The following is a 13168-nucleotide window of genomic DNA, read 5'->3' on the forward strand; positions in this document are numbered from 1 at the left end:
ACTTGAGAAAGGCCCCCCTCAAGGGGGGCTTTTTTTATGCTGATATAAAAGGCTAAAAGTTATCTTAATTATTTTTTTTCTGATATAAAAGAATATGGATGACAACAAGACTTATCCACTGTAGTGGCTGTAAAAATAAAGGAATTTATAAATGAATCGACCAAATATTATTATCTCTGAGCAAGACTTACATCGTCTAGAAACCATGTTAGAGCATCAATCTAAATTGACGCCAACAATGGAACATTTAGAAGATGAGTTGGCACGTGCGGATGTTGTTGCACCAGAGGATGTGCCTGCGAATGTCGTGAGTATGAATGCAAAGGTTATGATTACCATTGCTCCTGCGACAGAGCCGACAGAGATCACTTTGGTTTATCCGCATGATTTTCGTGGTGATAAAGGACAAGTGAACGTGCTTGCACCGGTTGGCGCTGCAATATTAGGACTTGCGGAAGGGCAGGAAATTGAATGGCCTCAACCCGATGGTCATATCATGAAAGTAAAAATTGAAAAAGTGCTGTATCAGCCTGAGCGTGAAGGTAATTATCTATAATTTCTTATTGTATATCCGCTACAGTTCAGTGTGATATTAAGCCATCTTAAAAGATGGCTTTTTTATGCTTTATCTATAGATAGATGATATCTAAGTTATCTTAAGCCTGTACTCATCTTTCACGACCATAATACTTTTATCAAATTTGGATAGGTTGAAGCGTAATTGTCCAAAGTTGCTACCCGTTCTTGGAGCATGCTTGAGCATCGAAGAGTGAAAGGGCTTATTTTTTGCAAAATACTACAAGACTTTTATGGCAAAACTTGTAGTATAAAAATGATTTTATTGAGTTTAATCTGCTATGTCACAAATTGATGTATTGGTACCTATAAAGGAAATTGCTGTTGACCGTACAGAAGTATTGTCAATTAAGCGCAATGACCTTGTGCCTTTACTCAGCGATCAGTATCGGTTAAATCATTATGCCGATCAGTTGATTCAGGCACAGGCTGTGTTATTGGATGGTGTCGACCCAATATTGACACAACAACTCAGTCAAACCATTGAACAATTGATTCAGGCTTTGGCCGACTCAAAAAAATATCTGAAAAACCGAAAATTTAATGCCTTGCAAAAGTGGTTAGGCATTGATTTGGAATATGGTTCAGGGCAGGTGGAGTACTATAAAAATCTGGATCAGCTATTAGACCGTGCCAATCATTTGAGCCAAAAGTTACAGTTAGAAATTCAAAAGTCGCAATCTCGTTTGAATCAATTACAAGGCTTACGCGAACAAATGGCGCGCTATATTGTCGCTGCCGAAGAGTTTCTTGTTGAATATCCGCAGTTTGTAAAAAAACAGCATCCACTGGATAATTTTGCAGAGCGATTGTCCAAGAAAATAAATACCTTACAAACCTTACAGGCGAGTAATGATATTGCAATTACACAAATGCAGCTTTCACAGCAATTATCTTTTAGCTTGCTTGACCGTTTTAAAGAAGCGCAACAAGTGTTAATTCCGGCTTGGCAATATCATGTCAAACAAAGTCGGCAAAGCAACTCGACAAGTAGCTTGGAAAAGCTAGATAATAGCCGTGAAAATTTGATTAAAACTTTAAAAAAATCATTAGAGAATTCCTCTAAGTCTTAGAAATATAAGGTGAGTTATGACCGATTTAGATGCCAAAAATTTACCCGTTGAAGTAACAACTGAATTAACTGAGCAAAAATTTCAACAGCTTAATTTGCAAGAAATAGGCTTGCAGGCTTCTGACTATCATGAAGTGATTGCTGCACGGAAAGAATTGGCAGATTTAAGTCATAACAGTGTGGCTGAATATGGCAAAAACATTGCGACCAAAACATCGACTTATACCGATGAATTATTAAACTTGGTGCAAAACAAAGACCTCGATACAACAGGGCAAAAGTTGAATCAAGTGGTACAAGTGGCGCAGCAGTTGAATACCTCGAGTATTTTAAATAAATCGAAAAGTTCAGGTTTTTTGGGTGGATTACTGAGTAAATTTAAAGGCGCAAAGCAAAGTTTCGATCAGCACTTTAACAGCACCAAAGAGCAAATTGACAGTTTAGTCAAAGAAATTGAAACCTCACAAAATGGTTTAAAAGCCCGTGTAAATACTTTGGATAAAATGTTTGAAGGCGTGCAGGATGAATATAAACAGCTCGGTGTTTATATTGCAGCCGGTAAGTTGAAAGAGCAGGAAATCCAACAGGAACTTGCAGCTTTAACTGCGCAGGAACAAGATCAGACGACGACACAAAAAGTCTATGACCTCAATCATTTGGCCAATAATCTGGAAAAACGAGTGAGTGATTTACAGATATTGCAGCAGTCTGCGATGCAAACTTTGCCGATGATTCGTATTATCCAATCCAATAATTTAATGTTGGTCGATAAATTTTATGCAATTAAAAATATCACTTTACCGGCCTGGAAAAATCAAATCAGTTTGGCGATTTCATTGCAGGAACAAAAGAACAGTGTGCAATTGGCCAACAGTATTGATGATGCGACCAATGATTTGCTGAAACGTAATGCAGATTTGTTACATCAAAACTCGGTGGATACGGCAAAAGCCAACCAGCGTTCAGTAATTGATATCGAAACCCTTGAACATGTCCAAAATACCCTCATTAAAACTGTTAATGATGTAATTCAAATTCAGAAAGAAGGGATGCAAAAACGTGAAGAAGCCACTACACGTATTCGTGCCTTACAAAATAATTTGAATCATCTCGTGATTGAGTCAAGTGGCAGCAATCCTTCTTCATAAATCATGAGGGAGGTGAGTGAATCTAAAGGAGAACTTATTTGCCTCCCATTGATGAATATGCGCTGAAACCGCAACAAATCGAATCGGGCTTAAAAACCATTAAACAGCGTCAGCGCAATTTGATGCTCATGTCATTTGTGAGTATTTCTGTGCTGATCGTTGCTGCTGTGGCTTTATTCATTCAGCAAGACTTGGTCTATAGTTTTTTTGGGCTGAGTCTGACAGTACAGCAGTTACATATTCCGGTTAGTACAGGCGAGTTATCGTATCATTTGGGCAATCAGTCCGATTATTTTTTTGTCAATTTTCTGTCTTTTATCGGTTGGTTATTTCTTAAATTGGTTGTGTCTTTTATTGGCGCATTCTTTTTAGTGGGATTTTTAAAGAAGTTTAATTTCTTTAGGATACGTTTTCAGTCCTTTGTCCTAAAATTTGTTGGCTGGATTTTATCTTTTATTGTGCTGTGGTCGGGTTTAACTTATGTGCAATATGATTTAAAAGATGATGATCAAGCGGCTTATCATAAACTCGTACATTATGAGAAAAACATTCAAGACAGTCGTTTAGCCCATGAGCTGCATGAATTGGATGTTGCTGATCCTGTCAAAGCCTATTTATATGCACAGGCGGCTTTATTGCATCAACCTGTTGATCGTGCAACAGCGATTCCTTATGTGCAAAGTTTGATGAATGCAGAGCAAAATTATCCTGCGGAATTTCGTGAATATGGTTTTCAACCTGAACAATTGTGGACCATGCAAAATCAATTGTTTGATAAAACCATGACCCCGATGGCGCAGAGCGTAGAAAAACAAGTTCAACAAGCCAATGTGGTTGAGGTGATTGTGCGCTGGATTTTGATCGCAGTGATCGTTTTAACTTTGGTTTTAAGTCTGTTGTTGTATCTACTTGCACAACAATTCAGATCACGTATTGTTCGTATTGAGCAAGGAATGAGGCATTGATAAGCGAGCCAATTTACTCATAAGGTTTTTTTAAATGTTGTTCTAATATTTTTTAAACTTCGGCTTTTACTGAAATTGATTTGCAGTGAAAGCCTTTTGAATACTGTATTTTGATGAGCTTTTTTTCTTTATGCTCAGAACAATTCGATTCATTTCTTCTTTCTTCATCTAGAGCTTAGATATTTAATCTGCACTTTCCATAAAATAGCTTTCTTGAATATAACATGCTTACTTCGCTGGTTTTAAAAATAAGAATACCTTTAAATTCCCAACTTTAAACCTCGAATAAATGTGAACTACAAAATATGGATTTAATATTTATCTAGACTTATGCGTCATGGTTCTCTTTATTGTTTTTGCTAAACACTATGTTATTTCATTAAAAATTTGTGTATTCTTCTGATTTAGAAGGGTATTTTGATTATTGATTTGTAAAACCGATTGTTTTTATAAAAACAAACCGTTTCACCTATATCATGCTTTGTCCTATTATTCTCTCATCAAATAAATTTACTCCTCTGGAGACGTTAGTAATGTTAGATCAAAATACTTCAGCGCAATTAAAAACCCTTTTAGAACGCCTTGAAGGCCCAATCGAAATCGTCGCGACTTTAAACGGTACAGATAAGTCAGACAAAATTAAAGAATTGGTGACTGAAGTTGCCGCACTTTCAAATTTAGTCACTGCACGCTTTGACGGTACCAATAGCCGTGCACCAAGTTTTGGGATTGCCAAAGCAGGTGAAGCACCACGTGTCTTCTTTGCAGGTCTGCCAATGGGCCACGAGTTCACCTCTTTGATTTTGGCATTGTTACAAACGTCTGGTTATGCCCCGAAAGTCTCGGATGAAGTTTTGGCATCAATTAAAGGTTTAAATCTTCAAGCTGACTTTGATGTCTTCGTATCTTTAAGCTGCCACAACTGTCCTGATGTGGTTCAAGCCTTAAACCTGATTGCGATTTACAATCCGGGCACTACTGCAACCATGATTGATGGTGCATTCTTCCAAGACGAAGTGGAAGAACGCAAAATCATGGCGGTTCCAATGGTGTTCCAAGATGGTAACCACATTGGTCAAGGTCGTATGACGTTGGAAGAAATCATTGCCAAATTGGATACCAATTCTGCAACAAAAGATGCTGAAAAACTCAATGCCAAAGAGGCTTTTGATGTATTAGTGATTGGCGGTGGCCCTGCGGGTAATACCTCTGCAATCTATGCGGCACGTAAAGGTATCCGTACCGGTATCGTGGCTGAACGCATGGGCGGTCAGGTGATGGATACCATGGATATTGAAAACTTCACTTCAATTCAGAAAACTCAAGGTCCAAAATTTGCCGCTGAAATGGAAGCCCATGTCCGTGAGTACGGTGTCGATATCATGAACCTACAGCGTGTCTCTGACATTAAAGGTGCAGATGAAACGACCAACGGTTTAGTGGAAGTGACTTTAGAAAATGGTGCGAAACTTGAATCGAAAACTGTGATTTTATCTACCGGTGCACGCTGGAGAGAAATGAACGTACCGGGTGAACAAGAATACCGTACCCGTGGTGTGGCTTACTGCCCACACTGTGATGGTCCATTGTTCAAAGGTAAACGTGTTGCGGTGATTGGTGGTGGTAACTCGGGGGTTGAAGCAGCGATTGACCTTGCAGGGATTGTTGAACACGTGACGTTGGTTGAGTTTGATACCAAATTACGTGCGGACCAAGTATTGCAAGATAAATTAAACAGCTTGCCAAATACCACTGTAATCATGAATGCGCTTTCAACTGAAGTGGTGGGTGATGGCGCACAAGTGACCGCATTGAAATACAAAGACCGTGCAACGGATGAAATCAAAACTGTTGAATTGGCAGGGATCTTCGTGCAAATTGGTTTATTGCCAAATACGGATTTCTTAAAAGACACCGCAGTTGAACTTTCAAACCGTGGCGAGATTTTAATTAATGATCGCAACGAAACCAATGTCAAAGGTGTATTTGCTGCCGGTGACTGTACAACTGTGCCGTACAAACAAATCATCATTGCCACAGGTGAAGGCGCGAAAGCATCACTTTCAGCATTTGATTACATTATTCGTTCAGGTCAATAAAAGAAATGGTCAGTGTGTTTGATACACACTGACCGCGCTGAATGTTTTATATTTGAATATTATTTTTCTTAATATTCTCGTTTTATAGGAACTCTGGACGCTAACACCCGAGTTCCTTTTTTTGTTTGCAAAATAAGAATCAAAATGTCCCCACGCATTTTGATCCTGTTCTTTGCCCCGCTTTTTTTGTTTTACAACCTTATTTTTCTACTTTCCCCAAGGTTGTCTTTTTCATTTTTTAAATACTTAAAGCATTATTAGGATTGAAATAAATTCAACCCTTTAAACTTATCTAGCAATTGTTCTTGCGTTTCGACATGTTCAGGATGCGGAATAATGCATTCAATTGGACATACCGAAACACAAGTTTGATGCTCATAGAACCCCACGCATTCGGTGCAGCGATCGACATCAATTTCATAAACTTTCGAGCCTTCATGAATTGCATCATTCGGGCACTCAGGCAAACACATATCACAGTTGATACATTTGTCAGTAATCAACAAAGCCATGATGGATTAAGCCTGATAGGCCAAAGACGATGCCGAAATATCAGCAGTCGAATTGGGTAGATTACGAATCAATAAAGCAAATTGCATGTCAACATCGGCAGGCACAGGAATATCAACGATATGACCTGAACCTTTGGCATCTTCAATCAGATTACCTTTTTTATCTTTCATTTCAGTTAAAACGAAAGTGATATTGCCCGAAGTGGTCATCAATTCTAAGGAATCACCCACAACAAAACGGTTTTTTACTTCAATTTTGATGTGATCTCCATTACGTTCCAGCACTTCACCGACAAATTGTTGATGATCAAAACGTGAAGAGCCAGTTTCATAATTTTGATATTCAGTATGCACATGGCGACGCAGGAAACCTTCGGTATAGCCACGGTTAGCTAAACCTTCAAGTTGGGTCATTAGTGATGGATCAAAAGCTTTGCCTTCTAACGCATCATCAATTGCTTTACGATAGATTTGTGCGGTACGTGCGCAGTAGAAATAAGACTTGGTACGACCTTCAATTTTCAAAGAATGGATCCCCATTTTGGTCAAACGATCGACATGCTGCACAGCACGTAAGTCTTTGGAGTTCATGAAGTAGGTGCCATGTTCGTCTTCTTCAGCAGCAAACATGTCTTCTTCATTGCGTTGTAATAAAACCGGCTCGCCAAATTGGTGTTGTTCTAAGGCGTGTTGCTCATCGGCATCTTTATTTTGACAGCATGAATGTTCTTTGAGTGAGTCTTCAAGTTGTGTCACTGGGATAACATCACCAGTTTCATCTTCTGCTGCCTCGTGGATTTTATAGTCCCAACGGCATGCATTGGTACATGCACCTTGGTTTGCATCACGTTTATTCATATAGCCAGAAAGTAAGCAACGACCGGAATAAGCCATACATAATGCCCCGTGTACGAAAACTTCAATTTCCATATCAGGGACATTATTTTTAATTTCTTCAATTTCTTCGATAGACAGTTCACGTGACAAAATCACGCGTGTTAAACCCATATTTTTCCAGAATTTTACTGTTGCCCAGTTCACAGCATTGGCTTGTACCGACAAATGAACTGAAACGTCAGGAAAATGTTCACGCACCATCATAATCAAACCGGGGTCGGACATAATCAGTGCATCTGGATTCATCGCCACCACAGGTTCAAGGTCACGAATAAAATTTTTCAATTTTGAGTTATGCGGTTGAATATTCACAACCACATAGAATTTTTTACCTAAAGCATGCGCTTCTTCAATCCCAATTTTTAAATTGTCATGGTCGAAAGCATTGTTACGAACACGTAAGCTATAACGTGGCTGACCTGCATATACCGCATCTGCACCATAGGCAAATGCATAGCGCATATTTTTTAATGAACCGGCGGGAGAGAGGAGTTCAGTTACGTGTTGAATAGTCATGTCTATAAAGGCATACAAAATTTATGGCTTTATTGTAGTGATCTAAAAAAAGGATTCAACCAAGTAAATTAGTTGGGTTTTTACGATTTTCCATTTTCAAGTTGCTTTAAAATTTGACAGTCATCAATGCGGGAGGTTTCATTGCAAGTGGCACGCAACTCTTTTAATTGTGTTTTGAATTTCTGTAATTCTTTAATTTTTTCAGAAACTTGGATGATGTGCTGGTCAATTAATTGATTCACCATTTGACAGCTTTGAGCAGGTTGTTGCTCTAATTCAATTAGACTTTTAATTTCATTTAAGGACATATCCAGCGCACGACAACGTTTAATAAAGGTTAAACGTTTGAACATTTCTTCGCCATAGTAACGATAATTGTTGTCGGCGCGAAAGCTCGGTTGGAGCAAATTTTTCTTTTCATAAAAACGTATGGTATCGATACTGACACCCGTTGCCAACGCGAGTTCTTTAATTAAAAAATATTTTTGTTCTTGCATACTTGACCTTGGAGTGAGTCCATAGTTTTGAATAAGTATATCTTAAATGTTGGAGTTCGAAAATGGCATGTACGTGTAGTCATGAACCAGCACCTCAAAAGCCGAACAGTAAATTTCGTACCGCGCTCTGGATTGCGCTGTTCATCAACTTGTTGATGTTTGGCGTAGAATTAGTCGGTGGGATGTATGCACATTCTTCTGCACTTTGGGCCGATGCCTTAGATTTTTTCGGGGATGCGGTCAATTACGCAATTTCACTGGCAGTGTTGGGTGCAAGTTTATATTGGCGAGCAACGGTGGCTTTGGCAAAAGGTATCGTCATGGCGCTGTTTGGGGTGGTGGTACTGGCAAAAGTGATTTATGCCTATACGCTCGGTATTCCTCCAGAGGCAATGACCATGGGGGCGATTGGTGTGCTTGCATTAATCGCCAACATGACAACGGCATTTATTCTATATGCATTTCGCGATGGGGATTCCAATATGAAATCAGTTTGGCTGTGTAGCCGGAATGATGCGATTGGCAATGCCGCGGTTATTTTTGCGGCCATCGGGGTGTTTGGTACAGGCAGTTTATGGCCAGATCTCATTGTCGCTGCGATTATGGCGAGCCTTGGTTTAACGGGTGGTTACCAAGTGATGAAAAAAGCGCTGCAAGAGCGTAAGCAAAGTGCGTTGGAAAAACAAACTTGTGCATAAGATTTATCTCAAACCCTGCATTGGAGTAGATCGCTAGAGATAATTGTAGGTTAGGTAATGGAATTGTAGTCAGCTCTTGAGTTTACATAACGACACATCTTCACTGGGTTTTATGATTAAATTCCGATGCATGTTTGATTAGAATATGCATCGGATGAATTCCTACAACTACAATTTAGAACGTTTATTATGTTAGGCAAAATATTTGCTGTATTAGAAAAACTTGGGTTAGCGGCACAAAAACGTGCAATGCACATACAATTTTCAAATATTGCCTTGAATGAAGAAATCTTTATTCAGCGTATTGATGGTGAGCATGTCTTAAACCAAGGCGTACAAGCGACCTTGATTTGCCTATCCACCAATGCTTTTATTCCACTAAAACAATTTATTGGTGTACAAGTCGCCATCGATCAAGTCACTGATCAAGGTGAACTATTCCGTACTACGGGTATCATCACCGAAGCCACCCAAGGGCAGAGTGATGGTTCACTTACCTTGTATAAACTCAGTTTAGAAGATGCAACATCACTGTGGCATAAACGCCGTAATAGCCGTGTATTCATGAACAAATCGGTACGTGAGGTCAGTGAAACTATTTTCAAAGAATGGCAAAGCAAAAGCCCGCTCTTTGCAGCAAGCCTAACGCTAGATCTCAGCGGTTTAAGTCAAAACTATGATGTACGACCTTTCATCATGCAATCGAATGAAAGCGATTATGACTTTTTAACCCGACTTTGGCGCAGTGAAGGCATTAACTGGCTGATTGATGAAGCGCAATTGAAAGTGATGCATTCCAGTAGCCCGATCGAAAAACAAAAACTTCGGTTGATTGATGACAATAGTCAATATCAAGCCCTAAGTCGCCGCAATATCCGTTTCCACCGCTCCAGTGCCACAGAAAAACAAGACAGTATTACCAGTTTGATTGGTGAACGCAGCATTCAACCGACTGCGGTCCATGTACAGCGCTGGCAAGCTGATGGCCTCAGCCAAGAAGAAGGCGCAGGTTCAGTTCAAAGTAAACATCAACATAGCCAAAACCAAGACAATGCTAGCCTAAGTTTGGAACAAGCGTGGCATGTCAGCCCCGCGTGGATGCAAGACCTAAACGGTGAAGATCAAGCGACAGCCGCATCCAATAGCCAAATTGAAAAACTCAACCGAAATCTCAGCCGTTACCATGACTTACAATCGAAAAAATTCAATGCGCAATCGACCGTGCGTGATACGCAAGTCGGCTACTGGTTTGAATTGAATGAACATCCTGAAATTGATCAACACAGTGGCGCAGACAAAGAATTTCTAATCACAGAAAAGAAATTCTATAACCAAAACAACTTACCTAAAGATCTGACCGAACAAGTCAACCAACTGATTGCACAAAGCCAGTGGAAGATTAAACCGATTCAAGAACAAGCAGAACGCCAAGCCAATAACTTAATTCTGCAACGACGTAATATCTCTACTGTTCCTGAATATAACCCACTCGAACATCGTCCAAGCACCCATCCGCAACGGGCCAAAGTCGTTGGACCAAGCGGTGAAGAAATTCATGTTGATGAATGGGGGCGAATCAAAGTCCGCTTCTTATTTACCCGTGGAGATGACCACAGCCATGATGGCGGTGCAGGCAGCAATGACAACGACACGGACTCAGCATGGGTAGATGTGCTTACCCCTTGGGCAGGTGAAGGCTATGGCGCACGATTCTTGCCGCGCATTAATGAAATCGTGGTCATCGATTTCTTTGACGGCAATATCGACCGCCCATTTGTGGTGGGGCGCATACATGAAGCACAGCGCAGTCCAACCCAATTTGATAGTAAAGGCAAACTGCCAGACACAAAAAAACTGGCTGGAATAAAAAGTAAAGAAGTTCAAGGTGAGGGCTTTGGACAACTGCGCTTTGATGACAGCACAGAACAAATCTCAACACAATTACAAAGTACCCATGGTGCGACTCAGCTCAACCTAGGGAACCTCAGTCATCCCAAAGAAGCCGCAGAAAGTGAAGGTCGAGGTGAAGGCTTTGAACTAAGAACCGACCAATGGGGCGCAGTGCGTGCAGGTCAAGGGCTCCTTGTCAGCACACACCCACAACAACAAGCAGCGGCAATGCACCTCGATGCACAACCCGCGAAAGAACAAGTCGAAGCCAACTTAAACAGCAGCAAAGCCTTAAGTGAAGTGGCGAAAAACCAGCAAACTGATCCACTTGAAGTCTTAGATAATTTAAAAAACTTCCTTGGACAAATCGAAAAAGGCAGTAAAGAAAAGGCCGATGCCTTTAAACAGGCCTTAATGATTTTATCTGCACCGAACTCAATTGCTGTGAGTAGTCAGGAAGATATTCATCTTTCAGCAGATGGACAGATCAGCCAAAGTGCAGGCGATAGCATCAACCTCAGTAGTCAAAAATCCTTGATTGCCCATGCACAAAGCAAGATCAGTCTATTTGCAGCACAAGAGGGATTACGTGCCTATGCAGGCAAAGGCAAAGTTGAAATCCAAGCCCAAGGTGATGGGGCAGATCTGATTGCAAGAAAGGGTATTCAAATTATTTCGACGGAAGATAAAGTTGAAATCAAAGCGAGCAAAAAAATCGTGCTAACTGCTGGCGGCAGTCAAATTGAGATTAGTAGTGCGGGTGTATTGCCTACTACTGCTGGAAAGTTTGAGGTGAAGGCTGGGCAGCATAGGTTTGTGGGGGGGGGCAGAAGTTGGAGTTAATATACAGGGACTACCTGCATATGAAATATATAATGAAAAATTCCAAATCCTTTTGCCGTCCGGTGAGCCTATGAAGTTTATTGACTATAAGGTTTCTACGAGTGATCAAGAATTTATTGCACAAGCGGATAATAAAGGTAAATCTAAACGTATTAATACGGAAGGTGAAGAAGGTTTAATATTAGATTTAAACTGGATGACTTTAGAAATAGATGAAAGCGAAGGAGAAGTAGAATAATGGGAGGTGATCTAGACTGGAAGAGCAATACCAATACAACTGAGAATAGTTGCAAAATAGCACAGTGTGATTGTTTGACTTTTTGGGAAGTATATCAGCAAGTAGCGATGCAGCGTCTTTCAAATTTAAAAGATGCTAAACAAAACTTATATAGACTTGAAGAAGGTTATGAAGCACGAGCAAGAAGAATAGCGGCAGCATACGCTAAAATTTTCTTAGAAAAAGAGATAAATGGTAATGTAAATTTAAAAGGTCGTTATTACTGGATGGGTTTGGGTGCATTTGCATCTAAAACAGTTGCTAATGTTTTTGATCATTGGGGAAGTCAGACAGGTTATTCTGCTCCTATTATTGTAGATACTATAAAAGAACCAATCGATCTTTTTGCTTTAGGGAATTTGTGGCTATTTATGGATATTGCCCCTTGGCATTATGCTTGGAGCACTTCATCAAAAACATTTGATAGTTGTAGAACCCAAAGAAATATTTCAAAATTTACTCATATAAAAAAAGAAGTCATGAATCTACCATGGTCAAGTTGTTTGCCAGAGATTAATTACTTAGGAAGTACAAAGCAAATCAAAAATGCTTTTGCTTTGTTGCCTGAAATAGAGGCTATTTTTTTACAAGCAAAATCTGAAAAGCAAAAATATACTAATGCTAAAACTCAATTATTTGCTCATTTAATGGCTATTGCAGTTCAGGAACAATTTAATATCTTGCAAACTGTTGTTTGGAATAAGGCTTCCGCGAAATGGGGGGCAGAGAAGCAAAGAAGCTGGTATATGGGCTGGGCAATGCCAGATGCAACCTTAGTTTTGTCAAGCGATTATGATGTGGATGAAGTTAAGAAGGGTTGGTTTGGTACTTATAGTGGTAGTCGGGCGAAGCAGTTGAGTGAATTGCCTGAGGATGTCTATATTTCGCCTTTTAGTGATACAAAGGCAGAGGACTACGATAGTCGAATGATTTGGATTAACAAAGCAGCTGAAAAATATCATCGTTTAATGTTGGATGATAGAGGTCGAACCTTTCTACATCAGGAGTTAAAAAAATAACGGGGTGGAGTCAGAGTAAAGCAGACTTTATCTTTGGAGTACATCCAAATAGTAATGAAGGGAAAAAATAATGATTTTTTTAATAAAAGTTTCAATATGAAAAATTATCTAAGTTTAATTTTTGGATTTTCGATATGTTGCCTATTATTGGCATGTACT

The 13168-nt window shown here is 39.8% G+C and carries 10 protein-coding genes and 2 pseudogenes; 9 read left to right on the forward strand and 3 right to left on the reverse strand.

Annotated elements, in window-relative coordinates; all coding sequences use genetic code 11:
* The first annotated feature begins 151 nt into the window (after positions 1-151).
* The 5 genes from rnk (at position 152) to ahpF (ending at position 5860) form a co-directional block, all read left to right on the forward strand.
* The gene (rnk, locus tag ACN6OV_RS12480; protein WP_427953408.1) at positions 152-556 is read left to right on the forward strand and encodes a nucleoside diphosphate kinase regulator; all 405 of its coding nucleotides are present in this window, start codon (positions 152-154) and stop codon (positions 554-556) included.
* Between the two features lie 301 nt (positions 557-857).
* Positions 858-1649, forward strand: coding sequence for a tellurium resistance protein (locus ACN6OV_RS12485; RefSeq protein ID WP_180058235.1), 792 nt, complete (start codon positions 858-860; stop codon positions 1647-1649).
* A 16-nt stretch (positions 1650-1665) separates the two neighbouring features.
* Positions 1666-2796, forward strand: coding sequence for a toxic anion resistance protein (locus tag ACN6OV_RS12490; protein WP_427953410.1), 1131 nt, complete (start codon positions 1666-1668; stop codon positions 2794-2796).
* Between the two features lie 38 nt (positions 2797-2834).
* A complete protein-coding gene (locus ACN6OV_RS12495) occupies positions 2835-3761 on the forward strand; it encodes a hypothetical protein (RefSeq protein WP_427953412.1) in 927 nt (308 codons plus the stop codon).
* A gap of 533 nt (positions 3762-4294) precedes the next feature.
* Positions 4295-5860, forward strand: coding sequence for an alkyl hydroperoxide reductase subunit F (ahpF, locus tag ACN6OV_RS12500; protein WP_427949416.1), 1566 nt, complete (start codon positions 4295-4297; stop codon positions 5858-5860).
* 257 nt (positions 5861-6117) lie between these two features.
* Here the strand turns inward: ahpF and ACN6OV_RS12505 are convergent, their stop codons facing one another.
* The 3 genes from ACN6OV_RS12505 to cadR form a co-directional block, all read right to left on the reverse strand.
* The gene (locus tag ACN6OV_RS12505; protein ID WP_427953414.1) at positions 6118-6372 is read right to left on the reverse strand and encodes a YfhL family 4Fe-4S dicluster ferredoxin; all 255 of its coding nucleotides are present in this window, start codon (positions 6370-6372) and stop codon (positions 6118-6120) included.
* A gap of 6 nt (positions 6373-6378) precedes the next feature.
* Positions 6379-7785 (reverse strand): tRNA 5-hydroxyuridine modification protein YegQ, encoded by a 1407-nt coding sequence (yegQ, locus tag ACN6OV_RS12510; RefSeq protein ID WP_427953416.1) that lies wholly within the window; start codon positions 7783-7785, stop codon positions 6379-6381.
* An 80-nt stretch (positions 7786-7865) separates the two neighbouring features.
* Positions 7866-8282 (reverse strand): Cd(II)/Pb(II)-responsive transcriptional regulator, encoded by a 417-nt coding sequence (cadR, locus tag ACN6OV_RS12515; RefSeq protein ID WP_427953418.1) that lies wholly within the window; start codon positions 8280-8282, stop codon positions 7866-7868.
* Positions 8283-8344: 62 nt separating this feature from the next.
* On the opposite strand from cadR, the gene ACN6OV_RS12520 reads away from it, so the two are divergent.
* The 4 genes and pseudogenes from ACN6OV_RS12520 (at position 8345) to ACN6OV_RS12535 (ending at position 13080) form a co-directional block, all read left to right on the forward strand.
* Complete coding sequence (locus ACN6OV_RS12520; protein WP_427953420.1) at positions 8345-8980, forward strand: cation transporter; 636 nt, start codon at positions 8345-8347, stop codon at positions 8978-8980.
* 189 nt (positions 8981-9169) lie between these two features.
* Positions 9170-11710, forward strand: a pseudogene (locus ACN6OV_RS12525) (type VI secretion system Vgr family protein); the annotation flags it as partial.
* A 73-nt stretch (positions 11711-11783) separates the two neighbouring features.
* Positions 11784-11951, forward strand: coding sequence for a hypothetical protein (locus ACN6OV_RS12530; RefSeq protein WP_427953422.1), 168 nt, complete (start codon positions 11784-11786; stop codon positions 11949-11951).
* Positions 11951-13080: pseudogene (locus tag ACN6OV_RS12535) on the forward strand (DUF2515 family protein). The gene ACN6OV_RS12530 and the pseudogene ACN6OV_RS12535 overlap by 1 nt, the downstream one beginning before the upstream one ends.
* Positions 13081-13168 lie beyond the last annotated feature (88 nt).

Source organism: Acinetobacter sp. (assembly GCF_050285345.1).
GTDB lineage: Bacteria > Pseudomonadota > Gammaproteobacteria > Pseudomonadales > Moraxellaceae > Acinetobacter.

What these genes read in the sequence shown, in the direction of transcription:
- rnk (WP_427953408.1), top strand. Translation starts at nt 152, where the DNA reads ATGAATCGACCAAATATTATTATCTCTGAGCAAGACTTACATCGTCTA.
- ACN6OV_RS12485 (WP_180058235.1), top strand. Translation starts at nt 858, where the DNA reads ATGTCACAAATTGATGTATTGGTACCTATAAAGGAAATTGCTGTTGAC.
- ACN6OV_RS12490 (WP_427953410.1), top strand. Translation starts at nt 1,666, where the DNA reads ATGACCGATTTAGATGCCAAAAATTTACCCGTTGAAGTAACAACTGAA.
- ahpF (WP_427949416.1), top strand. Translation starts at nt 4,295, where the DNA reads ATGTTAGATCAAAATACTTCAGCGCAATTAAAAACCCTTTTAGAACGC.
- ACN6OV_RS12505 (WP_427953414.1), bottom strand. Translation starts at nt 6,372, where the DNA reads ATGGCTTTGTTGATTACTGACAAATGTATCAACTGTGATATGTGTTTG.
- yegQ (WP_427953416.1), bottom strand. Translation starts at nt 7,785, where the DNA reads ATGACTATTCAACACGTAACTGAACTCCTCTCTCCCGCCGGTTCATTA.
- cadR (WP_427953418.1), bottom strand. Translation starts at nt 8,282, where the DNA reads ATGCAAGAACAAAAATATTTTTTAATTAAAGAACTCGCGTTGGCAACG.
- ACN6OV_RS12520 (WP_427953420.1), top strand. Translation starts at nt 8,345, where the DNA reads ATGGCATGTACGTGTAGTCATGAACCAGCACCTCAAAAGCCGAACAGT.
- ACN6OV_RS12530 (WP_427953422.1), top strand. Translation starts at nt 11,784, where the DNA reads ATGAAGTTTATTGACTATAAGGTTTCTACGAGTGATCAAGAATTTATT.